This window comes from Pontibacillus marinus BH030004 = DSM 16465 (assembly GCF_000425225.1).
Classification (GTDB): domain Bacteria; phylum Bacillota; class Bacilli; order Bacillales; family BH030062; genus Pontibacillus; species Pontibacillus marinus.
This window is the reverse complement of sequence record NZ_AULJ01000033.1, coordinates 1-26,007: the sequence shown is the minus strand read 5'-3', so window position 1 is coordinate 26,007 and position 26,007 is coordinate 1. Positions and strand designations below refer to the sequence as shown.

Here is a 26,007-nt window from a genome sequence, read left to right as displayed (position 1 = left end):
TTTAATCAACTAATGAGAAGCCTTTATTTTTTTACACTATGTTAGCATTTTGTTAGCAAATTACTTCAAAACCCTTATATATCAAGGGGTAGAGCGGTCATCACATCATGCCGCCCCTATGGTGAGAGTGTGTAATATCTTTAACGGTGTATGCGTACAGTGCGGTAAATCAACGTTTTGAATATTGTTGGCTGTAACATCTTTAACAGGAATTTATCGTTTTTTACTGGATTGCGTTAGCAAAATGTTAGCATTTTAGCTCCTTGAAAAGTGGAATTTGTTCTATCTACACACACAACTTGGGTTGTTTGGTGATTGCAAAATTAAAGATGTAGTAATATTTACCTTTTTCGTTATTGCTTACTAATAATTAATCGTGGTGATTAAAAGTCAAAAACAGGACATGTATGATTTGGATTCGTTAAGGCTATGTAATAAATTTATGTAAAACCTCTAGAACTTCTTCACAATTCCTCGAAATATTTATTATTCAGTCACCATTAAAAAGAAAAAGTTGTGGTTAATATAATCAACAATCCCGTGTACCCCATTATCCTCATCTAAAATTTATAGAAAAACCACCAAGAAGTTTTTTGAACTCATCTACATACCTAGATTGAAGAATTTTACTTGGAGAATGATTAGAATAATCAATATGGTTAATAAAGTCAAACTCTTTTTTGTCATACTTTCCAATTTCTTCACTTTTCAAGGTGGTTGTTAATATTATTTGAGTATCCAATTTTTTAAATAAATCTAAAATAACTTTTTCTTTTTTAGTCGATAAATCTTCTGCACGGAATGAATCAACAACAATTGGATAATCATGTTTTAGTATTTTGGCTAGAGAATAAACTTTAACTAAATGATAAATAGTTTGTTCACTGCCAGAATAAGTTTCTGTTTTTTTAGTAAAGATATTATCGAACTCTATATTACCTAAAGGATCAACTGAATTATAACTTTCATTCATTGTGCTTAGAATCGAATAATAGAGGTTGTTTTGTTCTTCTTTAACACCTTCTATGTCATTTGAAGCTTCTTTCTTTTGATTTTCTAATTTTTTTAAATCATCTTCGATAGAGTTTAATTTGTTTTCAGCGTCTGAAACACTAAGCACATCATCTTTATATGCAACTAATGATTCTAATGATATTTCCTCAACAGATAATAGTTCTTTAAGTTTAGATTGTTCCTTATTAATTAATAAAGTTATACGTTCAACTTCTTCTTGATAATCCTGAATTTTATTATTAAGAGACTCCAGAATTTGCTTTCGTATTTCTGGTGTTGATATATCAAAAGAATACTTTTGCTTAGTGGTAGCTTTGTAACCAATATGGTTGGATCCACATTCTAAACATACCAATTCACCGGATTCTAAATTTCTATTTAAAGAATTTAACTCTTTAATCGTTATTTCGCATTTAAATTTTCTATTTATATTTTTATTACGGTCTTTATTTAATTCTGTTAATTTCCCCTTAACTTTTTCAATTTTTTTTAGACTATCTTTAAAATTTATTCTGTCATTAGTGCTGCTTAAATATGCTATAGGTTTCTTCTGAGATTTCAAAATTTTTGATTGTTTCAATAGAAGCTTCTTCTCATCTTTTAAATTCGAAATTTTCTGTCTAATGTTTTTAATATTATCGATATCCACAATATCATTCTTTATTCCAGCTAGTGAATAAAGCATATTTTTGAAATCTTCTTTATTGTACAATCCTTTATTTGCGATATTAGAAGTATCTTTTTTGTCTTGTCCTACAAAAAATACTTGTAAGTAAAGTTCTGGATCAACTATTCGTTTGAAATCATTTTTAGTTATAATTGGCAATGAACTTATATTTTTATGCCAATACCGCTTCAATTCGGAAACATTTTCAAAAATTATCAAAGATTCATTAAATTGAATAAAAAATAAATCCTTGTTTCTACATATTTTATATATAATATCGTTATGAAGAAATTCAACTATATAATAATAATTAGTATAATTAAATGTTGATGGGAATACAGGATTATTGCCTAGTGCGTACATCATACCTTGAATTAATATTGTCTTCCCTCGGTTGTTATCATCACTAGAAATAATATTCATTTTATCCGAAAATCTGTTTTCAATAAATGCTTCATGTTCATTACCTATAGCAACTTTTTTTATTAGCATTATTCAATACCGTCCTTAATTAAAGAAATAAAATACTTTAATGAAATAACCTCAAAATCGTAACACTGATCGACTTTATCATGATTTAACTTTTCATAAAGCATATTTACATTATCATCAGGATTATGAACTATTGTTGAATAAATATTTTCAAATAAGCTCCAAAAACTATCTGCATTATTTTTATTAAACAAAGCTTTAGACAATGCCAATTGGCTTTCTAGGATCACATCTTTTTTCCTTTCATCTGGTACACTATTTAAAATAATATAAAAGGATAAAGGAACTCCTTTATCAAAAAGATTTCTGTTAATAATTCGAGAAATAGTTAATAATCTAATCTCTCCAGTAGTCAGATGCCGAAAATGGTTTAACGCTTCATGAGTTGTTTCAATGGTAATACTCTCCACGACACTGGCATATTTTTTACTTGCTTGTTTATCTCTAATCTCATTAAAAATAGTATTTAATATTTCTTCATTAGGAATTAACTTTGTATGGGTCTTAATAATAGATTTTACATATTCATGGGGCTTTTTATCATCAACAACAAATTGAACTTTACACAAAAATTCATCTAGCTCTTTATCGTTAATGTTTTTATTATCTATATAACTTTTATCATAGCACTCTTCTAATAATCCTTGTTTCATTTTTTTATATGCGCTTGGTGTAATATTTTTGATATCAAAAATATTTTTACTTTGATCGGTCCTGACAGTAGTTGACACCCCTCCTAAAAATAATACAAAACAATCGAATTCAAAATCACTTGTATGATTTTTAAATAAAGTAACTAGTTCTTTTCCTAGTGCTTTAGGTGAAGAATTCTTTGCCCCTTTAGATTGAATGTCCCACATTTTTCTGCCAGTTCTATTCATTCCTGTTAAATCGTTAAAAAAGTCCACAACATAATAATAGACTTCAGAACTATCAACCCTAAAGTTCATCAAGTATAACAGTGCCTTCGTCTCATATTCAGCACCAGCCGGTCTAAGTTTCTCAGAAGACTTGATCGTATATGGCATAGATAAAATCCTCTCAACAAGTATATTATTTCTATTAAGACATATATAAAAGTTTATAGGTTAATTTGGAAAAATAAGTAATGTTTAATTGGTTGAATAAGAGAATAGATAGAAATTAACCTTTTTTATTTTTTAAGTACTTCTTTTTATAGTACTCAACCTCTTGCTCAAGCCTAGCCACTTTCTTTTTCAACTCATATATTTCTTCTGCTTGATTATTAAAAATAGTATTCAATTCGCTTTCTACTTTTGTTATTAGGCTCTTCTTATTAGTTTCCAAACTTTGATCAATTTCATCTTTTATCTTTTGATTATTCTTTAATTCTTCTCTAATGTTTTTTGCCTTTGAAGGCTGTTGAATTTCCATTAAAGGTAAAGTTAGTTCATTTCTATATAGTACATGTACTTGATGTAGTGCTCTTGTTACTGCTACGTATAATAGTTTTCGTGAATAATATGAGTCTTCATACACGTCCCTTGAAGCATTTGCAATAATTACTGAATCATACTCAAAACCTTTTGTAAGATATACTGGACTAATAATAATACCTCCAGTTATCTCTTTGGAAGATTCACCAACTAACTCTACATTTTTGATTTTGTGTTTTAGTCCACTGTAGAGGGCAAACGCCTCTTCCCAATCTTTTGTGATGATAGCTATGCTCTCAAAAGATTGCTCATCTAGGTCATTACATAAACTTATTATTTGATCTAATTGGTTATTCATCGAATTAAATTTGTGGTGTCTTGGTTTAGGACCTTCACGACCAATTGGATTGGATAGTGTATATCTATCTTGACTATATGGTTTTAATATTTGATTCGCATAATTTACAATCTCTAGTGTTGAGCGATATATTGTGCTTAATTCAATATATTCATATTCATCCTTGGCATCACCTTGTAATGAAGCAAATGCTGTATCCCAATTATCTATTCCTCTTGGAGAAAATATGCCTTGTCCCAAGTCTCCGAGTAGTGTCATTCTAGAATTTTTAACTACTTGCTGAATCATAAAAATATGGAAAGGACTATAATCTTGAATCTCATCTACTAAAACATAATCATAGCCTTCCTGAGTAGGTTGACTTTGATTCTTCCTTTTATGTAGAATACCAATTCCCTCAAAATATTTTTGTTGAATAAACAGTAAAGCAGGTAAATCGTCATACGTTACTAATTTTTTTGATTTATTGATTTTGTTATTCTCAACAATAAGTTCAGCTTTTTCCTCTACCATAATCGCCTTCATTACTTCTATGTTTGTGCAAAAATCAAAATATATTTCAAATACACTTGGGATTTTCCACGACTTATCCAATTTCAAAATTTCTTTATCAATTAACCTTTCGTATCCTCTGTCGTCAAATCCCCAGTCTTTTTTTCCTTGTTTTGATTTAGATTCCTGTTTAATAGTTTTTAATACTCGTTCTTTAGCTACTTTAAAAGAGGAGTTTTCTATATAATCCTTTGCTAATTTATGAATTCTCTCTAAAGTAAAAGTAAAATTCACATCATCAAACTCAATGTTTATACCTTCTTTTGGTAGATACTTTTCAAGGAAATCACTTGTTTCTAAGAAATCATTAAGCTTATTTTTATATTCAATGCTACCTTTTTCCTTTATAGATAGATATTCAGAATCATCCTCCATATTTTGCTTAAAATAATGGAAATAATCTTTCATATTGAATTTATTTTTCTTAAAAGGCAACCTGTTTATGCAATATTCTTCAAAAGTTGATTGGTTTACCTTATTGATATCCGGAGATATATCTTTAATGTAGTTTAAGTACATGTTATTAGGGGCCATTATTAATATCTTATCTGGATTTATATTTTTATGCTCGTATAGTAAATAAGAAATTCGGTGGAGTGCTATGACTGTTTTTCCACTCCCGGCAGATCCTTGAATGAATATCGGTACTGATATATTCTTCCTCATAACTAAATCTTGCTCGGCTTGTATTGTCTCCCAAATTTCTGACAACTTTTCTTTTGCATTATCATTCAGCCTTTTTTCTAATACAGGATCAAAATAACCTTTTTCCTCATCCCACTTTAAGTCATGGAAATTTATAAACTCACCATTTTCACTTTCTATTTGTCTTTTTAAATTTACAGTGACTTCCCCTAATTTATCATGGCTTAAATCACCAATTTTTGATTGATTGTATATAGCTCCAAAAGCTGAAAGAATATGGTACACTCGAATATCATTATCATCTGCCATACCATTTCTTCCTATATATACAGTTTCTTTATCCCCTTCTTCATTCAAAATATCCAGCCTACCAAAATAAGGCTTTTTTGTTTGCTCCTCTAAAATTGGTTTTTTCACTTCCCTATCTTTTGTTCTAAGAGCTCTATTAGTAGATATTGTGATTCCTGCTTGGTAATCTGTATTTTTTTTAGCTTCTATGTTTTCTAAGTCCTTCTGGGCAATTTCTTTTGTATCTTCAAAATATTTAGTTTCAAATTCAGAAGAACGTGGGAATTGACTATAATTAATGTGTGCACTTTTAGTACATAAACCTGGCTTAAAAGGGAATAAACCTTTCGTCTTACCTTCTTTACTCAACCTTATCACCACCTAGTTATTCTCTTAACTCAATGACAAAATTAACGTTTCCTTTATTCCAAAATTCGACAAACCATCACGACTTCCTTCCCAATTTATGATTTTTTATATGAGAAATTTGATTACTACATTAAAAAATGACTCCGGCTAAATGTCGGAGTCATCTCTTATAAACTTAGTTCTACTTTATGAAGCTTTCATTTGTCTTAGTTACAATATCTACTTATTTTAGTTCTATTATGTAATTCCTAATTAAATCAGTAAGCACACTTCCACAAAACTTCGAAATTTATTGTATTCTTATGAATGAAGAATATTATTACTAATTATCCGCTAGTATTACCAATGCCCATAATTCTCTAATATGATTTTAAATGTTGGAAAGTATTATTCTTTCTGTAGAATTCGAATTACTAGAGATAGAGCCCAAGGTTTGTGGTTAGTCACCATTGGTAAAATTAAAGGCACCTAAAATAATATTAAGTGCCTTCAATTGAACTAGTGCCAAATATAATTCATGCTCCAGAAATCTCTTCAGAATTTCTATTTATCTCATCGATAATCCCAATAATCCTATGGGCATCATCCATATTATCTTTAAACAATTCAACTATGCTTCCTACTGACTTAAACGGATCCTGTTGTAAAACTTTTTTATCCATTACCCCATTTCTTACAACATAGTCCACAATAAGCTTAACAAATCTACTTTGTTGAATATTGAGATTTTCAGTAGATAAAAACTCGGAAAATGCATCATTGGCAGCTTGTGGGTCTAATCCAACTACTTGCCTCACAAGTTTTGTTACAGGGGTATCCCCAAAGTCCTTTTTATAGTCTTCTTTTGTACCCAATTCATTCCAAAGAATATCTTCTAAGGACTTTAAATCTTGATCCGTTAACTGCTTGTTATTTCTTAACTTATGAATCGCTAACTGATCTCTGTGTTGCTGAAGATAATGGTGAACTTTTTTCTTATAATTTTGCAAATCGTTCGCATGGAAGATTGGACCGCTCTCTTTCACTTCAAGTACTTGGTCTTTGAAGTTGGTAAAGTACATTTTCTGCTTTTCTTTTTCAATAAACTTGATAAGATCACGCAATGCTTCACGTACACTTTCAAGTTCAAAGATGTCGGCACTCTCCCAAAACTCTTCTGTTAGAACCTTATTTATAATAGGCTGTTGTTCAACCACTTGAGGAATTGTTCCTAACTTAGATAATGCTTCTGCAGTTGTAACAACGCTACGAATAGGCTTAGTAGCATTTTTTGTTTGTAATTTAGCTAACTCAATTGTGTACAATACTAGGTCAAAGCGTTTGGCAAATTCGTCATCATTAAATGGAACAATAATAGGTGATATATGTTCTTTTATTTCATTTACGTTCATTACGGTTAAAGAGTTCAAGTTATCTTTATTTTTATATTTATGAACATGTTGTAGATGTTGGCGAACCCGGAAATTTTCATCATCTAATGCATTAATATCTGCAAAGACATCATTAATAATTTCGTTACGATGTGATATATAATCTTCTGTTTGATATTCCATCCCCTGAAGCTCTTTGATAATTTCAAGCTTTGAATTAAATAGCTTTTCCGTCAAACTTTCAGTCGCTTTCGCTTCCATACCTTTGGGGTTCTCTCTAAAAAATTCAAAATTACCGCAATAATCAAAAATTAGAAAGTGTGTTTTATCCTGTCCTACACCCAACAGATCTGGGCATAACCGTGTTCCTCGACCAATCATTTGCCAGAACTTTGATTTTGAGCGGACTTTCTTAAAGAACACTAAGTTTACAACTTCGGGAATATCTACACCAGTATCAAGCATATCAACTGACACAGCTATCTGTGGCATCTTTTCCTGTGTAGAAAAATCTTCAATTAATGATTGGTAATAGTTCACACTATAGTCGATGACTTTGGCAAATTCCCCACCATATTCAGGGAATAGTGCATCAAATCTTTCAACTATCTTCAGCGCATGTTGATGATTTTTAGCAAAGACAATAGTTTTGCCAAGTTTGTCTCCACCTTCAACATGAATTCCCTTTTCCATTAAATTTTTAAGAACGGTATCAATAGTGTCAGCATTAAATAACCACTCATTTAAGGCTCCGCTATCAATATCCTCTCCTACTTCATCCTCAAACGTTTCTTCATATAATTCTTTCTCTTCATCTGATAAATCATCATAACGAATACCTTCTTCGAGGAATTTCATTTTTGTTTCAATTGTTCTGTAATCCACCAGATATTCATCTTCAACAGCTTTCTCTAACTCGTAAGCATATGTTGGCGCACCACTTTCAAGGTTAAATACATCATACGTATTTTTATCAATTTCATCCTTTGGAGTTGCAGTCAATCCTAGAAGCATGCCATCAAAGTAATTAAAGATTGAACGGTATTTTTTATAGATACTTCTATGGGACTCATCTACAATAATTAAGTCAAAATGACCTATAGTAAATAACTTCTTGCCATCTTTCCGTTTTACCTCATCAATGGCATTCATCATCGTTGGATAAGTTGAGAAGACCATCCGACTTTCATCGGGATTCTCTTTGTTATCTAAGAGATTACATAACGATAAGCTTGGCAAAAGGTTATTAAAATTTTTCTTCGCCTGAAGTAGAAGGGTCTTACGATCTGCTAGAAACAAAACGTTCTTAACCCAGTTATGTCGAGAAAGAACATCCACAATAGAAATTGCTGTTCTTGTTTTCCCGCTACCTGTTGCCATAACTAAAAGCATCTTTCGCTGATTTTGTTCTAACGCGTCACAAACTGCTAATATTGATTCCTTTTGATAATAACGATTCGTAATGTCATCGTTAATTTCAATATTTTTTAGTTCACGCTTCATTGTGAGACGATCAATTACTAATTTTAAGTCGGAGTTACTATAGAAACCAAATACTCTCCGTGGTGGATATGGTTGATGCCAAATATAAGTCTCAAAGCCATTCGTATAAAAAATAACAGGACGTTGCCCATACATTTGTTCAATGCAGTCAGCGTAAAGTTTAGCTTGTTGCTTACCGGCACCAGGATCTTTCGACGTTCTTTTAGCTTCTACCACACCTATTGGTTTACCATTTTCCCCAAGCAATACATAATCAACAAAACCAACGCCTTGATCATTCGGCATTCCTGTTACCTCGTATTCCCTCATAACGTTCTTACCGAATTCCCAGCCTGCTAACTTCAAATCAAGATCAATATACTTCTGTCTTGTTTCAAATTCAGTAATCTCATCGACTTGGAAATCATATTGGTTTTTATTTGATTCACGCTTATTAGTATTTATCTTACGGATCTCTTCGTTTTCCTTCATCATTTCTTCTAAGCGTTTATCTTTAGAGCTTAATTGATCATATAAATCTTGCAATTCTTTTGGTCGAACACGTTTCTCTTCCCCATGTTGTAATAAAGACTCATCAAATTCTTTTGCTGTATATTCATCCGAATAACAGTAATCAATCCAAGCAATAAACTGGTGTAGGTTGTGTAGAGATAAAGTTGCTTCATCACGATCAATATTTGCATTGGTATGGACTGAAACATTACCTAGCTTAACGATATACTTTAACAAAGGTAGTAAGTCTTCATCAATAATAGATAAAAAATTAGGATCGTGAATCAAACTCGATAAATTCTCTTGATAAGGAACTTTTAATTCACTGTCAGAACTGTAAAGCCACTTCACAGCAAGCTCAAGAGCGCGACGTGTTAATATTGCACACGTCGCTGGACTCACAATTAATGCTTTTTCTGCTTCTGAGCAAGCATTAGTAAAACTAAGATATTGAGTTTTTTCTTTAAGAAAACCAAAGTTTGTTGTCAAATATATACCTCCTCATTTATAGATTAGAAACCTTTGCTTGAGCAAATAATTCTCCTTTGAAGGCGCTTTGTAATAGTGATAGATATTGTTCTTCTAATTTATCTAATCCTTTTAATAATAGCTCTCTTTTTTTCATTATTTTCAAATTAATGTCAGCAAATTCATCTTGCAAATCCTTCGGAGGAATATATATAGAAATGCTTTTCAACTCTTTTGCATTTATATTGGCCATGCCGACAATATTTTTTGCCATAGAATTTAAAACAACTTTTCCATACTTGGAATTGAGATATGCTGATATAAACTCTTCATTAGCTTTCTCATTACAGATCAACTTAATTAAATAACCTGCAAAAGCCATAGGTTCATCTTCACGATAAACTGCTGTTTTTCCAACCAACTCTTTGCTATTAGTTCTATTAAACAGTAACTCACCTTTGTTAACTAAAAACTTCTCTTTGTCTTTGTCATTTAAATCAATATATTTGAGACTGCTGAAATCCCAACCACCATTATAAGTAATATTATTCATTCTCAATATAGAATAACTACCGTTTTGTTCATCTGCTTTTTTACTTGTTCCGTATTGAGTTTTTATAGAAAGATCCTCAATAGTTCCAACAGGCCAGTTTTTAGGGTTTATTTTGGGATCTCCAAACATCTCTAAAAACAATGATTGTGTCATCTCATCTAATGCTAAAATTTGGTCTCTACGTTTGTTGATTAACTCTTTTGCCAAATCTAATACATTCACAATTTGCTTTTGTGACTCTAAAGGTGGCAGTGGTATTGACAACTTCGCAATTTCGTTAGTGCTTATATTCGGTTGTGCTGCCCCCCCTGCTTTATACAATATCTTTTCCTGAAGTTTACTCATGAAATAGTAAAGATATTTTGGAACAATTAAATTCGATATTGGTCTAATTCTACCTACTCGCTGATTAAGTAGAGCCTTTTCTTTATAATTAAAAATTCCGTATTTCCCTGTAGTAGCTCCAGATAAAGCTATTAAGATATCCCCATCTTCTACAATATAATCGCTGTATTTATGAATTTCTGCTTCATCGAAAAAACTAGAATTTTCATCAAAATGAATTAAATTTTTGGTGATATTTGCAATTTTCAATACAGGTACACCATTATTTACAAACTCACTACTTTTAAAAGCATAGCCCCCTTTTACTGAGCAAACATCTCCTAACTTAACTGATTTGATACTCATTATTTCACATCCAAGCTAATTAAATTTTTTAATTCGCCTATATTCTCCAATATTTCTTGTTCGTATTTCTCTACTTTATTTAGTAGTTGCTTAGGCTCCTCATACTCTACTTCCTCATATTCAATCTCTTTATATTTGTTAATAGATAAGTCATAGTCATTTTCACGTAGCTCATCAACTGTCACAAAGAAAGATTGTTCAGTACGCTTTCTTTCAGTCTCAAATTGTAAATTATTAAATCGATTAATGATATCTGGAATATCATTCTCTTTTATTGGAATTCTTTTATCATCAAGAGAAAGACCGTCTGCTTTCATGTCATAAAACCATACTTTATCAGTTCCACCTGAACCTGTTTTTGTGAAAATCATAATTGCAGTTGATACTCCAGCATATGGTTTAAATACTCCGCTAGGCATTTTTATAATTGCTTCAAGTTTATGTGTATCAATAATTTCTTTTCGTATTTTTTTATGAGCTTTTGAACCTCCGAATAATATTCCGTCTGGTACAATAACAGCTGCACGACCACCAGATTTTAATATACGGATGAAAAGAGATAAAAATAGTATTTCTGTTTTCTTTGTTTTTGTAAGTTTTAATAATTCATTTGAAACCCCTTCTTCATCTAGAGAACCTTTAAATGGAGGGTTTGCAAATACTAGCGTATATTGCTCTTTATCTTGATTCACTTCTGCAAGTGAATCTCGGTAATCAATATTAGGATTATCAATACCATGAAGCATCATGTTCATTGCACCGATACGTAACATTGTTCTATCCATATCATTCCCGTAAAACATCGTATTGTTAAAATGCTCTTTTAACCCTTGAACTAAGAACAAATCACTATGGTTTTTACGTAAGTACTCAGCAGCAGATACAAGAAAACCTGCTGATCCCATTGCTGGATCAATAATTTCATCCTCGGGTGTTGGTTTCATGAGTTCTACCATCATATCTATAATATGACGTGGTGTACGGAACTGCCCATTTGTCCCAGAAGTTGCTACTTTTGATAGCAAGTACTCATATAAATCCCCTTTTGTATCTCTGTCTTTCATAGGGATGTTATCAATGCCATCAACAATTTTAGAAAGCATATTGGCAGTTGGTATCATAAACATTGCATCATTCATATATTTCGAATATGCTGATTCTTCTTTGCCATGCAAAGTCTTGATAAAAGGAAACACTTCTTCAGATACAACTTCATACATTTCTTCAGATGAACCAAGTTGCTTAAAATGATTCCAGCGCAAATGTTGCTTGTCTTTAGGAAATAAGCCTTGATGTTCCATACCAAGAAACTCCGCTTCCTGCTCTTTCGTTATCTCTTGTTCATCTAATCCTCTAATAAATAATAAATACGTAAATTGTTCGATTACAGTTAGTGGGTTTGTTATACCACCGGTCCAGAATGTTTCCCATATTTTATCGACTTTACTTTTTATTTCACCTGTTATCATCCAGATACCTCCTTAATTCTTCCATCCAGTTATTATATCACTATGTCAAACCACATATAATAGTTGGCAGTAAAAGTTCATTAACAACTCTTACCACCAACCTTTTCTTTTTTTAAAAAACACTTAATCACTTTCTAATACACTCATTAAAACAGAAATCAGGAACTTTTACTTCTTTCAAAACCCCACTTTATCCTGTGGAATTTTAGAAGCAGTTGATATTTCCATAGATTATTACTTAATAGTATCTTTAGCATAAATCGTAGATTCAATGTTTAACTGAGCTAACATTACTGGCCACCAAAAAGGTGTGTCTCTCCATCCTTTATCTGCATCACCCTTTTGTTTTAGTAACATAACAGCAGGGCGATCAACTGCAACTTTTTTGGCAACTTTCAATTCAGATTTATTTCCTTTAGATGAATCAGGAGAATTCTCAAACTTACCCTGAGAATCGATTCTACTCATCTCTCTTTCTTCTCGTACTATAATCCAAACAAGCTTTTCTTCTTCATCTAATGTTAAATAGTCCAAAATAGAAAAATACTCATCTAAATCCCACTCATATCCATCTTCCATAACAAGTGTTTCATGGATTTTTGAAAGAATGTTCTTCACTTCACCTAAAGGTGCTAAAAACGCATCACCTTCAATTACCTGTGGTGAATATTGTTTTATTTCATTAACCATTTCAGAGATCTTTTCTACTTTTTTTCTAATATGCGTCTTATATCCAGTTTGAAATCCGAAAGGCAATAATCGCTTATGAGGCTTCAGAGTTATAAGGTTTGAAAGCAATATCTTATTCGGACTACAAGGAACAATTTTATTTGATGTATCTTTCTGAATGAAAACTATCCCTTGATCATGTCCCTTTTCAAAAGCTTCTCTTAATTCGGTATCAAATTCATGAATTCTCTCCATAATATTATAAATCTTTCTAGTAGTGTAAAACCTAGTAACAGCTATATCTTCAATGGTCCTTGCTCCATACATTCGTGAATGTTGAAGCACAGTATCTTGTTGAAAAGATTTTGGGTTTCTACCATAAAAGAATCCTGTTAAATTACCTATAGTTATTCCTCTATCGAGAATTTGGCCTCCGATAAAAATGTTCATTGGTGTCCGAAGTTGCAGTTGTCCAGTAGAATCTAATAACTCTTCCACATCTTTATCAGAATTAACTGTCGACACAACTACCATTTCTTGAATTAATGCTTCATTAACCTCTTCTAAAACTTCATTAAATGAGGGTTCTGGCATGTTGACTAATCTTACAGATTTCATTAAATGGTTATAAGAACCTTTAACCCATTCAACAAACAAATTATTATTCTCTTTAACTAAGTCAGCTAAGTCCTCTAATATTAAGTTGATAAGCTCTTGTTGCCAATCATGTGCCTGTTTTCCCCTCTCAGTATGAACAACCATAGAATATTTCTCTTCATCATCATTTTGATACCTTTGTTGCCACCTTCTTATACAACTACCTACAATAAAGTTGATAACAGCCTGATTTAAGTTATATAAATTCTTTTGAGCTAACAGGTTTTCTTTTCGAACACGCCGTAAATCCATTTTTTTCATAACTTCTAGATCATTTTCAGATATCTCCTGATATAAAAAGTATGCTGGTGAATCTTCATTTTTTGACTCATCAAAGTACATTTCGCCACCTACATACTTATCATGAATTGGTACTAATTCAGTAAACGCAGGTCGAACAGGTTCAAATTTGAGAAAATCATTTATTTCTCTTTCATCTGGCTGAAGGTAAAGTGAATAAGGAGTTGCTGTGACCTGTAAGAAAGAGCTTTGATTTAAATTTGCTCTTATATTATCTACCTTTGTTGCTATAACTTTCATATCAATAACATTCTTCTCAGAATTATTCTCATAGGATACGCTAGCAAAATCTGCTTCATCATCAATAAATAATATATTCTTATCCTTTAGTTCTGGATAGGTATCAAACAACGCATCACTGATCCTATCCATATTTCTAGTTTCTTTTTTGACAACAATGGCAAGCTTTTTATTTAGTTCCCACTTACTTAAATTCGAAGGTAGAGTCATAATATCGTAAACTCGCATCTTATCACGAGTAATCATTCCATCAAACTCCTGATTTAACCTAGCTATTGTCTGTTTAACCAATGCTTTCGTGCCTTTGGTTAGAATAATAACAACATCATAATCATTATCATAAGCCAACCCCATTATTCCAAGGAAAGTTCTGGTTTTACCGGATTGAATTTTCCCTAGTAACATTCCAGGTTTATTGGCTGATGTTTGTTGTTTCACCAGATTGTTTACTGTGTTTTCCATACACTTTAAGTAATCTTGCCCATAATTGTTTTTGCTATCTAAAAAGGTGTAAAAACTTCCTTTAGTTTCAAGTGATAATTGAGCTGTTCTCATTGTTTATTTCCTCCCCACTTATTATCATTGTCATATGTCGTAAAATACATTTACATTACAGACCTTTATGCAATAATGCTGATTTCTTCCTTTAACCTCTGAAGATAAAAGTTTTCAACCTCTGTTCTTTTACCAGTAAGGTAATCTTCCTGATTCACCTCATTAACCTGACAAATCCCATTACTTTTAACACCAGACATTTCAGAAGCTAAATCCATTACCATAATTGGGGTGTATGTGGCTTCTGTCACAGAAACCTCGCTACACTTACTTCATTCTTTTGTCCTACATGACCATAACGTAACACAACCTTCCAATATTTCGATTCCATGATTTATCATCCTCCATCACTAGATAATTTCAAATGAATCTCGAATTCCCATATAATCATATAACTGTAGTTGTAATTGCTTCTTCTCTTCCTCTAACTGCTGTAGCCTCTCTTGGATACTACTTTTCATGTCGTGAAATCCCTCAACAATTTCCATTTGTGCTTCTATTTCTGGTACTGGTATTTTTATATCCTCAAGATCTTTAGGATTTATCGTTAAGATGTTCGTACCTATCTGCTTACTTGTAAGCATGTATTGACCGACTGGACTTTCTAAATACTCTTTGAGAAAATATGGATCTAGTTGATTGTTGCACCTAATCCCCAAGAAATTATGAGACAAAATGATATTCTCATCGACATGTGGTACAACAGCTATCTTTATACTTGTTCCTCGGTTCGAAATAATGAGATCTCCACGTTGTACGAGATACATTTCCACTTTTGATTTACGTTTTAAAGTAACTTGCGTTAGTTCCTCGAGATTAATGTCGCCATCTTTCACATCTGAAAGTTTTATGATTTTATATTCTCCAACCCCTTCTTCTACTGATTTAGAAGAAACATTTAAGCCCCTGTATATGGACTCCGTTAAATTGGATAGAGATTTGTTATTAGGTTGATTATTAATTTTGTCTTGTGAAACTTTTACCTTTCCAAACGTATCGACTTCAATTTCACCATCTTCCAAGTAACGTTTACACAACAGATCTGCATCCTCAATCATATTTGTCTTAACAAATTTACTGAAACCTTTTATTTGGGTTCCTTTTTCATACGCATTAACAATCTTTTTAATATTTTCATGATTCAAAAGTTTTCTTCGTCTATTTAATTGTTTAAATTCTTCTTCTGCATTAATAAATAATATTTTGCCTTGACGTTCAATAGGCTTATTTTTATTTAAGACAAGTAAATTCGTCTGAATGCCGGTTTCAGCATAAATATTCTCTGGCAATGCGATTACCGTTTCAACAACATCAGCCGTAATCATGTTCTGACGAATTGTTCCTTCAACCCCCTGTCTAAACAATGTGCCATTAGTTACAACAAAAACTGCCTTTCCCTTTTGATTTAATGATGCCAATCCATGCATAATAAAAGCCATATCAGCACTTCTTCTTGGTGGCTTGCCATAAATAAAACGATTAAGCGTATCATCTATCAAATTTTCATAATCAGTTATGTTCATCGAAAATGGAAAATCCATCATAACTCGATCAAATTTTTCTATATTCTTCCCCTCAACAAATGCTGGTTTAAGGAGTGTATCTCCTAACCGAAGGTCAGCATTTTCTACACAATGAAAAAGTAAATTGAACTTCGCCAACGCCCAATTGTTATAATTCACTTCTTGCCCGAACAGTTGGATGTTCCCATTAGTTTCTCTTGCATACTTTTGTGCTTCTACAGTCGTCGCACCTACACCCGCAGCACCATCATAAAAAGTGCCTGATTGTGGTTGTAATAATGCAATCCCTAACTGATTGACACTTTCTGGTGAATAATGCGCACCACCTTTTTTACCTTCGTTTTCATAAAGATAGTTAAACAATTTTTCCATTAAGTCAGCCCAAACGTTATTAGCAAACTTCATATTATTCACTTGAAGTAAGAAGTTAAATAACACTTTCTGACTTAACTCTTTTGACGGAAAGATATCATATATACCCTTTAATTCCGGATATTCGTTTTCAACAATATTAAATGCATGTATTAAACTTCCCACCAGGTTATCTTCATGTTTTAATACGTTACTAACCGTAGCTTCTTCAGGAATCTTTTGATTGTTTTTAAGAAACTGCAGACTATAAATTGGAATAGCTACATTTTTCATTTTTTCTAGTGGTAAATCTCCACGCAATATATCCAATTGATTAAATAACACATTATCCTCCATAAGGTTAACATCTCCCTTGCATTAAGTTAGTTATTCGATTACTAAGATTTGTTAAATTAAATATATACCATTATAAATACCAGGTCAATACTTTTTGATAATTAAATTACTAACTTAATTTCACTGTGTTGTTTATGATTTATTATTGGTTTAAATTTAAGATCAATTCTAAATTAAAAATAGAATCTTTATTTGAATAGGTGAGCTTTATTAGTAGTTTGAATTTCACAACACCGTGTCATATAATGGTTAGCCAATTCACTATCAATCTCGTGATATAGTGTGTCAGTGATTACTTCAAAATCCACACCACATGTTAAATCTTCTGCATCAATTTAAAAACAAATTCTTGTTTTGATTTATTCATAGTAATTCCTCCCCGTAAATTGTGTTCATATACTATAAGTAAAAGACACTCTTTGAAAACACACACAAACTAAAAAACGACAAGTACCAAACCATTCAGAAGCTAAGAGAAATTAAAGAAGCTCAAACCATCAAGTCTGAGCTTCTTTTAAGTTCACTATTACAAGTCATTAGGTAGTTTCTTATCAAAATCATCTTCTTTGTCATTGCCTCTAAAGAGTTTAATTGATTTCATTGAATCGGGAAATTGTTGTGGCAAAAAGTGAAAAAGTGTATCGACACTCTTGTAACCCATTTGCTTTCTTACAAGGTATAGAGGGACCCCAGCCTTAACAAGCAAACTAGCGTGCGTTCTTCTTAAGTCATGGAAGGTAATTTTTTGAATGCCCGCTTGCTCAACTAAACGATTAAACCTAGCACGAACGGCAGATGGGCTTTGAACCCCACCGTCTTTTTTCGGGAAAACAAGATCAAATTCATTGTCATATCGGTCGCCAAGTTCTTTCTTCATTAATTGCTGTTCTTCTTTGTGTTTTTGTAGCATTGGTAACAAATATGAGAGTATTACTACCTTTCGGGAACCGCTTTTCATTCCCATTATGGTATGTGTGCCATGCCCTTCATTTGCAACATTCTTCTTAACAATTATCGTCTGTTTATCTAAATCAATATCACTCCATGATAACGCCAATAGCTCTGCTAACCGTAAGCCTGTATATATTTCAAGTTCATACATAATACCTTCGCCTGCTAAGTGAGCCACTTCAAGGAGCTTTTTCACTTCTGATTCACTCAAAACTTTAGTAATACCATTCGGAGTTTTTACTTTCTTCATGAAGCGCACAGGATTCTTATCAAGATAACCTCTTTGCACAGCTGAGCGAAACAAGGTAGATAATATGCCATGAATGTTTTTAATTGTACTTTTCGAATATCCTTCACGGTCTTTTTCCGCAAACAGTTCTGCTATTTCTTGTTCAGTAATTTCATGAAGATACTTACCACTAAAGTATGGAACAATATGTTTGTTTAATAATGCTTGTTTCACTCTGAAAGTCTGGTTTGAAATCATATGAGCTTGTTCCCCATAAAACGAGTCTTCTAGGAATTCATTAAAACGGACCTTTTTTGCCTGTTGCTCTTTTTGTTCTGTACCCAATAGAATACTAATTTCACTTTTATCGCTACCAAGTTCTTCAAGAAACTGATCAGCTTCTTCATTTGTTGGAAATGATTTTTGCTTCATATAGCTTTTTCCAGTCTGTGGGTCAATCTTCACATCGTAAATCACTGCATACCTTGTCTTCTTTTCATTTTCAAATACTTTCTTAGGCATCCTTTTACCTCCAGTTTTTAAGTATGTAAGGTTTCTATTAACAAACATTGATTCACATACTTACTTGTTTTTGATTTTTATATTTAATGTAACTCTTAATTCAAGTTTTGCTTTACTCTCAAACGCGTATTTTGACATGTATGAAGCATCTATTGTTTTCCATGAATCACCCCTTTCAATTGTTACACCAGTTGAAAAATAACAAATAAAAAAGGGCAGACGGATAGTGAGGTCACTAATCCATCGCCCTAGTTCTTCTAGAAACAATGCATTTCTTTGCTTAATTAATTTTGATCTATCTTAACTATATTTGAGCTTTTACTTGATTTCAACTAAAGGCGATAAATTATTTTCAAGATTTATCTGAAGCAATTTACATCACTCCTGTTAAGTAAGTCTGTTCTTGATAGGTAAGTAACTAAGTGTAGTCCATTCTTTCTTATGCCTCATTTGCCTTTGGATTATGTGAATGGGGTAACCCTCAAGATACATTAAATAACACATAGTTGCTCGTAAATCATGAGAAGTGACATTTCGTTTAATGTTCGCTTTTTCTGCTATTTTTTTGATTAATCCATTCAACTTTTGATTTGTTAGTGGCTTGCTATCCATGAAAAATAGCTCTTTATCCCTCTCTTGTCCAAGCCATTCTAAAAAGTATGGGTGTTCAACGTAAGCCTTCATATACTTTAACAAGGATGGTAACATGTGAACTGAACCAGCAAAGGTTTTCTGTCCTTTATTGATTACGATCGTTCCTATATCAAAATTAACTTGCGAGAGCTTTAAATTACATAGCTCTCTTGATCGTAGCCCACAAGTTAAGCATGTAAGAATTAATACAGCATACTGAAGAAAAAATGGATCAAGCAATGCGGCTGCTTGTAATAGACTATCACTTTCATCAGGGCTTAGTGCCCGATTTTTTAAGGTCTGTTTATGAAAAGAAGTTGGATATCTTCCAAAAGGATTTTCCTCAATCATCTCCATACTTTCAAGAAAGTTGAAAAAACTTTTTACTGCACTGAAGTGCGAGCGCAGGGATTGTTCTGTTTTATTGTCTTTAAGGAATTCAACATAACTTTCAACAAAATCAAGGTCTAACGGTTCGTAGCCATCATCCTCTTCCGAATAATAAAATTTATCAAAGTTTAACTCTGCACCACTGTAACCAAACTCCCTAATAAAGTTTCCAAGTTCTTTTAGGGGTATTTTCATCCGCTCTTTAGAACTGTCTTTTAAATTCGCTAGTCTATACCATTTATCATAATAGACCGAATCAAGAACTAAATTTTCCATATAAGGCCTCCTTATTAGTCATAAACTCTAATTCTACATTTGCATACCTATGCTTTTTCAACTCTTCTTTGAGTTGATGTGAAAATAGTCGTAGATACGTTTGAGTTGTATCAACAGAATCATGTCCTAGTAGTTTTTGGATCTTATAAATATCAATGCCGGATTCCAACGCGTACAGAGCAAATGTATGTCGCATAATATGTGGTGAAAGCGTGTCGTCCTCAGAAAATATATTAGCTTGGACACCCTTCATTTTTAAGCTCTTCATCATTTCTCGAACTGTACTTGTTGCAATAGCTCTGCTATTGGTGTTGGAAGAGAATATGAATATACTTTCATACTTCGCTTTCGAAAGTTCCTTTTTTTTGTTGCCATGTCGAAATTCAATATAATGAGTAAGTACTTCAAATGATACTGGTGTCATATAAAATTTCTCTTTAGTCTCTTTCCCTTTTGGAATGACCATGATAGCTTGGTCCTCCCAACAAACATCTTCAATTCGAAGGTTCACCAAACCGTTTACCCTTATCCCTGATCCAATCAACACCCACAAAATCGTATAATTCCTTATAGCAGATGTCGTCTCTTTAACAGTTTCGAAAAGGAACTCTACCTGCTTGGGAGTTAGCGCCTTTGGAACATCATTCTCTGCATTTTTCCCCGAAACTTTAAGCGTATTTCTCAGAAGGTTATTAATCTGCTTTTTATCAAAGATATCTAGTGCAACCGATTTAAGAAAAACTCGCAGAAAAGTTATCTTTTTATCTCTAGTGCCACCATTTTTATATTGATTAATATATTCACTAAGAAAGTCCGGCTTAAATATCTCGGTAATGAGTGTTCTTGACTTTTTTGGTAAATTTTCTTTGCAAAAATTTTTAAAAGTCTTTAATTCACTTTTATATCCCTTTCTGGTCACTTCTCTTTTATGCATATAGTATGAAGTAGAAGAGTTGTAAAAAATATCTTCGGCTTCATCTAATGTAGGAATTGCTTTTGGTTTTGGTGCCTCCATCTCTTTGTTTGCTAATCCCATTTCTTTTAACTGTTTTTCTACAAGTTTTGTGCCAAACTTTCCGATTAAATCATTTAATTGTTCGTTTAACTCAACGTTCTTTAATTTCTGTCTTGGAGCAGCCATGTTTTAGTACCCCCAATCTTCACCTGATCAAGGGCTTCTCTAAGTTCATTTGAATAAAAATGAATATACTTTGAAGTGGTTACTAATGAATCATGTCTAGCTAAAGTCTTAATGTCGATTAAACTAACATTGTTCCGGGCAAGGTTTGTGATATAACAGTGTCTTAACATATGAGGTCCGCCATCTATATTCCAGTTTGCTAAAGTCTTAAATAGAGTAAAATTCTCCACAAACCTACTACGGAAGGTACCCTCTTTTTCATTCGGTCTTCTAAAAATAGGCCCCTTTTTTTCAAAAAATTCCATACTCTTCAAAAGATCGTAAATTTCGTCTGGTATTGGTAAGATATGAGTGTTTTTTCCTTTGGAATGAACAACAAGTGTCCTCAAGGAAAGGTTTATATCCTCCCAATTTATCCGGTGAAGTTCACACATTCTAAAACCAAGCAATAGCATTAAAGCATAGGATAATCGATCTTTATCAGGATCATCAGAGTAGATTGTAATAGCGTTAAAAAGTGCTTCTAATTCTTGATCTTTAGGTAACTTTCTATAAAAATAATCACTCGCTTTAATGTTTGGTAGATGCTCTCCTATGTTTTCTTTTATAAGCTCTAATTCATATAAGCGCTTATAGTACGTTTTTATATCCTTAAAGCGGCGATTACTCGTATAAATCGTTGTGTTTCCTACCTTACTTTCTCTAATTAAGTAGTTTTTGTATTCTATTAGATGCTCTCTAGTTACAAGCCAGACAGGAATACTATTTATCGTGTATCCTTCAAATTCCCTGTAACTTAACAGCCATTTAAAGTGATGCTTAACTTGCTGATTCATCTTATCAACTCTTGATTTAGATGCATTACGTCTCTGGAGATCCTTTAGGTATAGATTCGTTATCGCATGTTCTAGTTTATTTTTAGTTTTTGCCTTGTGATTGATTTCAATAGTGTTAGCTGGATCTATAAAGGTATAAAGGTGCTCATATTTCCTAGCGAAGAATCCACTTGTTACCATGCTCTTCATGATTTCACTATCTGCTAGTTGCTTCTCGGTTAAGTCATTAGGATCTTTGTTGTACTTAACGGAGAGCTTTTCTTCAAATTCAATGATTGAATTTATTAACCTGTATAATGCAGCAGGCTTAATCTTCCTATATCCCTTTAAAAAGTCACGCAAAATTCTTGAAGATATATTGGATAAATATCTCGTTAATAAAAACTCTGTTACCCCTTTTTCACCAAGATTTTTAGACTTTTCAACCTTCCGATTATTAATAACCCCATCTAATTGGATATTCACATTGTTAAGAATGGAAATCAGCTCCTCAACTACATTAGCTTTTCCATCATTCTTAACAACGCTTTCCACTTTTATACATTTTTTTGTTAAAAGTTTTTTTACTTTGTCAATTTGTTGTTTTTTTCTTCCGAAACCAGCAACTTCAAGGGAATTATTTCCATCTTCACTAATCCTAAAGAGCTTTTTTGTGTTTAATTGTAGAACTTCCTTTAACAATTTATCGTCTGTGCTGGTTGGAACCTTTTGCATTTTCCCCCTCCTTTTTACAAAAAGAAAAGCACCTCTATTTGCAGGTACCATATAAGGTATCTGTCAAATAGAGGTGCTCCCTCTTTTTATATAAGATATTTAATTTTGTATTTTTGGATACAGGAGATACTTTAGTTCCCCTTTGATTTTATTATACACAAATTAACATTTAGAAGGCAACAGATTCATAGATTAATTTTTGTTTCTAGTATTTATTTGGTTTTAACCATAAAACAAGAAGAAGATTCAACATCCATATATCTTGTTATTTTAATTTCATTTCAATATTTAGTTATGCTTATCCCAATAAATGCAGTGGCTTTTACGGGAGAAGAAATAACCCCATCTAAATCGACCAGATTACAGGGTGGGTTATTTCTTTTTTATGGATATAGAATTGAGACAATATACTTTCCGCTCAAAAATAATTCTTGACAAACAGAAGTTCGACATTTTATAGTATGTAACATAAGTTATTCAAAAATTTTCAAACAAAATATAATATAAATCAAATGGGATAAACCCCACAGATTGGATCAGGAAGAACCTGCCAATCCAAGGAATAAGATTGAAATCTATGATCTTATTATCTTGGGCGCAGTATGTCTTTCTACCACATCTGTGGGGTTTTTTCTGTTGATTACAGGAGGGAACTTATGAACAGAACAGAAGAATTCACAACATGGGAATCATTGCCAGAAACATTGCAAGCAAAGCACATTGCCGCATACTTAGGGATATCTAGAAGAAGGGTATATGAGTTATTTCAAATCCATGTTGAGCACGGTGGTATTCCAAACTTTGAAATTGGAATTTCTAAAAGAGTTGAAAAAGCTGATTTAAAGCAGTGGATTAAACAACAGAAAGAGAAGAAAACAGAACAAAGATAGGCTAGGGTTAGTAACAACTAGAAAGGTCGGACAACTAACCAGCCACTATTTGTTATTTTCGCTACCTTAACTTTTCATAAAATTGATTCACCAAAATTCAATATTAAGTTTTCCTAAAGAAAGGGAGTTATAGAAGTGAAAGATACTGATTCAAGAAGAAAAAAGATTTATGCCATATTATTCATTATTTCCCATATAGGCATGCGTCCGAGTGAGGTTAAATCCCTTCAAAAATCGAATTAAAGTGAAAAGAAAGGTTGTTTATGATGAAAGGATCTTTCTATAGAAGAGATTGTGTATGTGGAAAGGAATCTAGTCGATGTACTTGCGGGGCTAAATATGCTTTTACCATTGATATTGGTACAGATCCAATGACTGGTAAGAGAAGGCAAAGACAAAGAAGTGGTTTTAGCACCCTTGCAGCAGCAGAAGCTGCCGCTAGGGAACTCCTTTATGAAGTAAAAAATGAAACATATATTGATGAAAGTAATAAATTGTTCAAGGACTTCGCACCAGAATGGCTATCTTTATATTGCGAAGAACGGGAAGTTAAGCCAGGCACTATACGTGTTAGACAACATGAAATTGAAAAGTTAATGCCCTACTTTGCTTATTTGAGACTTAAAAATATCAAATCAGACCAATATGAAGATGCAATAAAAGACCTTAAAAAACATTATGCTCCGAATACTGTAGATGGTATCCATCGCACCGGAAGAATGATTTTCAAGAAAGCTATTCAAAAGGAGTTAATAAAAAAAGACCCCACTCAGTTTGTTGTTTTACAAAAGAAAAAGAAGACCATCGAACAATTAAAGGAACAGGATATCCCAAAATACATGGAAAAAGAAGAACTCGCTTTATTCTTAAAAACAGCTGCTAAACAGGGGTTAGAGATGGACTTTCCTATTTTCCTCACACTTTCTTACACTGGGATGCGTGTAGGGGAACTGGTCGCACTGCAATGGGACGATATTGACTTTGACAAACATACAATTCGAATTATTAAAACATACTACAACCCAAATAATAACACGGTTCAATTTACTTTAGGCACACCTAAAACAGTTACATCTGCACGAACGATTGCCGTTGAAGAGGATGTAATAAGTGCACTTGAAATCCTGAAATGTTCACAGGAAAAGGCCAAAAAGCGTTTAGGAGATGCGTATGCCGATCAAAACTTTGTCTTTGCCAAACTAGAAAGACACCCTGGTTACCCTATCTTTACTAAAACAGTTGAAGACCGAATGGAGCGGTTACTAAAATTATCAGGATTAAGTGACACCCTAACTCCGCATTCTTTGCGCCACACTCACACATCATTACTGGCAGAAGCAGAGGTTGTAATAGAGGATATTATGGAACGCTTGGGACACTCTGATGACGATACTACCAGACTTATATATCGTCATGTGACAAAGGAAATGAAGAAAAAGGCTTCTAACAAGTTTGGAAAACTCATGAGAAGCATAAGTTAAGCATGTTTAGCAGGATTCCATGAGTCTTGTCTCACTTAGTATATATTTTGTTTTGCCGTAACTAATATATATCAATATTCTAGAGATTGTTTACATTTCCCCCCTTTCATCATTAGGGGGGGATTTGACGGTCTGTCCATTTACTGTTTATTCTAGATTTGCGCCCTTTAACGGAACACTTGAATTCGAGATATTCTTAATAGTATATTTCATCTTAGTAGCATTTAGTGAAATAAGAATAACCTTTTCTCTTCGGGAAATTCTTCGTTAAATTCAGTAAGACATTCTAATAATATATTGGCATCAGAAGGGAATTTATCCTCAAGATTAGACCATCCAATAAACTGTAACTTCATTGGTAGATCAATAAGTCCAGTTATTGCATCCCAAAAAGCATCCCAGTTCTCACCATAGAAATCAGGAAATTCAAGGGCTTTTTTTAATAATATATGTAACTCTTGTACTGTATTAATAGTAGATACATCAATTGTAATCATATCATTTTTTTCTATACTCAAATGAAACACCTCAATTAAAAAATTACCACTCTTCTTCAATTGTTTTCAATTTAAAGTAAGTGCACTATAGATTATTCCAGGAAAGCGCCCTCGTATATTATTATTAGTCAGATTTGTTCTGGCTTTTAATCCTCATTACCTTTTTAGGAAGGTATAATGAGGTTAAATCAGATAGAGGTTGTCGCTCTGCGCCCTTGAAGCATTGTCTTCGTGCTTAAGACTGACACCTCTTTCTTTATAGAACTATTCGTATGAGCTGGATGGTACCTAGTTGCCGTATATCGAACGAGGTTGAGTATCTATAAAGTTAAGAGGATTCCTTACATCTGATTAATCTTATATGGGTGGTATATCTATGATTTATCTTGGTATTGATATTGGAAAGCGTCATCATGAGGCCGGACTGATCAATGATAAAGGAGATTCAATCGGCAAAACAATACGCTT

Annotated in this window: 16 protein-coding genes; 2 read left to right on the top strand and 14 right to left on the bottom strand. The window is 32.7% G+C overall.

Annotated features, from left to right (window positions below):
* Positions 1–556: 556 nt before the first annotated feature.
* From H514_RS0106965 to H514_RS0106905, 13 genes are all read right to left on the bottom strand, one after another.
* Positions 557–2,173, bottom strand: a complete 1,617-nt coding sequence (locus H514_RS0106965; RefSeq protein ID WP_027446315.1) for an AAA family ATPase — start codon at positions 2,171–2,173, stop codon at positions 557–559.
* Positions 2,173–3,201 (bottom strand): hypothetical protein, encoded by a 1,029-nt coding sequence (locus H514_RS0106960; protein WP_027446314.1) that lies wholly within the window; start codon positions 3,199–3,201, stop codon positions 2,173–2,175. The genes H514_RS0106965 and H514_RS0106960 overlap by 1 nt, the downstream gene beginning before the upstream one ends.
* 115 nt (positions 3,202–3,316) lie before the next feature.
* Positions 3,317–5,782, bottom strand: a complete 2,466-nt coding sequence (locus H514_RS0106955) for a UvrD-helicase domain-containing protein (protein WP_027446313.1) — start codon at positions 5,780–5,782, stop codon at positions 3,317–3,319.
* A 515-nt stretch (positions 5,783–6,297) separates the two neighbouring features.
* Positions 6,298–9,636, bottom strand: a complete 3,339-nt coding sequence (locus tag H514_RS0106950; RefSeq protein ID WP_027446312.1) for a DEAD/DEAH box helicase family protein — start codon at positions 9,634–9,636, stop codon at positions 6,298–6,300.
* A 16-nt stretch (positions 9,637–9,652) separates the two neighbouring features.
* Complete coding sequence (locus H514_RS22670) at positions 9,653–10,858, bottom strand: restriction endonuclease subunit S (protein ID WP_051255062.1); 1,206 nt, start codon at positions 10,856–10,858, stop codon at positions 9,653–9,655.
* Positions 10,858–12,327 (bottom strand): type I restriction-modification system subunit M, encoded by a 1,470-nt coding sequence (locus tag H514_RS0106940; RefSeq protein ID WP_027446311.1) that lies wholly within the window; start codon positions 12,325–12,327, stop codon positions 10,858–10,860. Before H514_RS0106940 ends, H514_RS22670 begins: the two co-directional genes overlap by 1 nt.
* Before the next feature lie 234 nt (positions 12,328–12,561).
* Positions 12,562–14,748, bottom strand: coding sequence for a Z1 domain-containing protein (locus tag H514_RS0106935; RefSeq protein ID WP_027446310.1), 2,187 nt, complete (start codon positions 14,746–14,748; stop codon positions 12,562–12,564).
* Between the two features lie 65 nt (positions 14,749–14,813).
* A complete protein-coding gene (locus H514_RS22665) occupies positions 14,814–14,999 on the bottom strand; it encodes a hypothetical protein (protein WP_231566564.1) in 186 nt (61 codons plus the stop codon).
* Positions 15,000–15,098: 99 nt separating this feature from the next.
* Positions 15,099–16,979 (bottom strand): N-6 DNA methylase, encoded by a 1,881-nt coding sequence (locus H514_RS0106925; protein ID WP_027446309.1) that lies wholly within the window; start codon positions 16,977–16,979, stop codon positions 15,099–15,101.
* Between the two features lie 526 nt (positions 16,980–17,505).
* Positions 17,506–18,681 (bottom strand): tyrosine-type recombinase/integrase, encoded by a 1,176-nt coding sequence (locus H514_RS0106920; protein ID WP_027446308.1) that lies wholly within the window; start codon positions 18,679–18,681, stop codon positions 17,506–17,508.
* A 387-nt stretch (positions 18,682–19,068) separates the two neighbouring features.
* The gene (locus H514_RS0106915) at positions 19,069–19,980 is read right to left on the bottom strand and encodes a tyrosine-type recombinase/integrase (protein ID WP_027446307.1); all 912 of its coding nucleotides are present in this window, start codon (positions 19,978–19,980) and stop codon (positions 19,069–19,071) included.
* Positions 19,961–21,121, bottom strand: coding sequence for a tyrosine-type recombinase/integrase (locus H514_RS23955; protein ID WP_027446306.1), 1,161 nt, complete (start codon positions 21,119–21,121; stop codon positions 19,961–19,963). The genes H514_RS0106915 and H514_RS23955 overlap by 20 nt, the downstream gene beginning before the upstream one ends.
* Positions 21,097–22,671, bottom strand: coding sequence for a tyrosine-type recombinase/integrase (locus H514_RS0106905; RefSeq protein ID WP_027446305.1), 1,575 nt, complete (start codon positions 22,669–22,671; stop codon positions 21,097–21,099). Before H514_RS0106905 ends, H514_RS23955 begins: the two co-directional genes overlap by 25 nt.
* Positions 22,672–23,327: 656 nt before the next feature.
* Between H514_RS0106905 and H514_RS0106900 the strand changes: the two genes are divergently transcribed.
* Both H514_RS0106900 and H514_RS0106895 read left to right on the top strand, forming a co-directional pair.
* Positions 23,328–23,561: a helix-turn-helix domain-containing protein gene (locus H514_RS0106900; RefSeq protein WP_027446304.1), complete on the top strand. Its 234-nt coding sequence runs from the start codon at positions 23,328–23,330 to the stop codon at positions 23,559–23,561.
* Between the two features lie 266 nt (positions 23,562–23,827).
* A complete protein-coding gene (locus H514_RS0106895; RefSeq protein WP_027446303.1) occupies positions 23,828–25,042 on the top strand; it encodes a tyrosine-type recombinase/integrase in 1,215 nt (404 codons plus the stop codon).
* Positions 25,043–25,266: 224 nt separating this feature from the next.
* Here the strand turns inward: H514_RS0106895 and H514_RS0106890 are convergent, their stop codons facing one another.
* A complete protein-coding gene (locus H514_RS0106890) occupies positions 25,267–25,560 on the bottom strand; it encodes a barstar family protein (RefSeq protein WP_027446302.1) in 294 nt (97 codons plus the stop codon).
* Between the last annotated feature and the right edge of the window lie 447 nt (positions 25,561–26,007).

What these genes read in the sequence shown, in the direction of transcription:
- H514_RS0106965 (WP_027446315.1), bottom strand. Translation starts at nt 2,173, where the DNA reads ATGCTAATAAAAAAAGTTGCTATAGGTAATGAACATGAAGCATTTATT.
- H514_RS0106960 (WP_027446314.1), bottom strand. Translation starts at nt 3,201, where the DNA reads ATGCCATATACGATCAAGTCTTCTGAGAAACTTAGACCGGCTGGTGCT.
- H514_RS22670 (WP_051255062.1), bottom strand. Translation starts at nt 10,858, where the DNA reads ATGAGTATCAAATCAGTTAAGTTAGGAGATGTTTGCTCAGTAAAAGGG.
- H514_RS0106940 (WP_027446311.1), bottom strand. Translation starts at nt 12,327, where the DNA reads ATGATAACAGGTGAAATAAAAAGTAAAGTCGATAAAATATGGGAAACA.
- H514_RS0106935 (WP_027446310.1), bottom strand. Translation starts at nt 14,748, where the DNA reads ATGAGAACAGCTCAATTATCACTTGAAACTAAAGGAAGTTTTTACACC.
- H514_RS0106925 (WP_027446309.1), bottom strand. Translation starts at nt 16,979, where the DNA reads ATGGAGGATAATGTGTTATTTAATCAATTGGATATATTGCGTGGAGAT.
- H514_RS0106920 (WP_027446308.1), bottom strand. Translation starts at nt 18,681, where the DNA reads ATGCCTAAGAAAGTATTTGAAAATGAAAAGAAGACAAGGTATGCAGTG.
- H514_RS0106915 (WP_027446307.1), bottom strand. Translation starts at nt 19,980, where the DNA reads ATGGAAAATTTAGTTCTTGATTCGGTCTATTATGATAAATGGTATAGA.
- H514_RS23955 (WP_027446306.1), bottom strand. Translation starts at nt 21,121, where the DNA reads ATGGCTGCTCCAAGACAGAAATTAAAGAACGTTGAGTTAAACGAACAA.
- H514_RS0106905 (WP_027446305.1), bottom strand. Translation starts at nt 22,671, where the DNA reads ATGCAAAAGGTTCCAACCAGCACAGACGATAAATTGTTAAAGGAAGTT.
- H514_RS0106900 (WP_027446304.1), top strand. Translation starts at nt 23,328, where the DNA reads ATGAACAGAACAGAAGAATTCACAACATGGGAATCATTGCCAGAAACA.
- H514_RS0106895 (WP_027446303.1), top strand. Translation starts at nt 23,828, where the DNA reads ATGAAAGGATCTTTCTATAGAAGAGATTGTGTATGTGGAAAGGAATCT.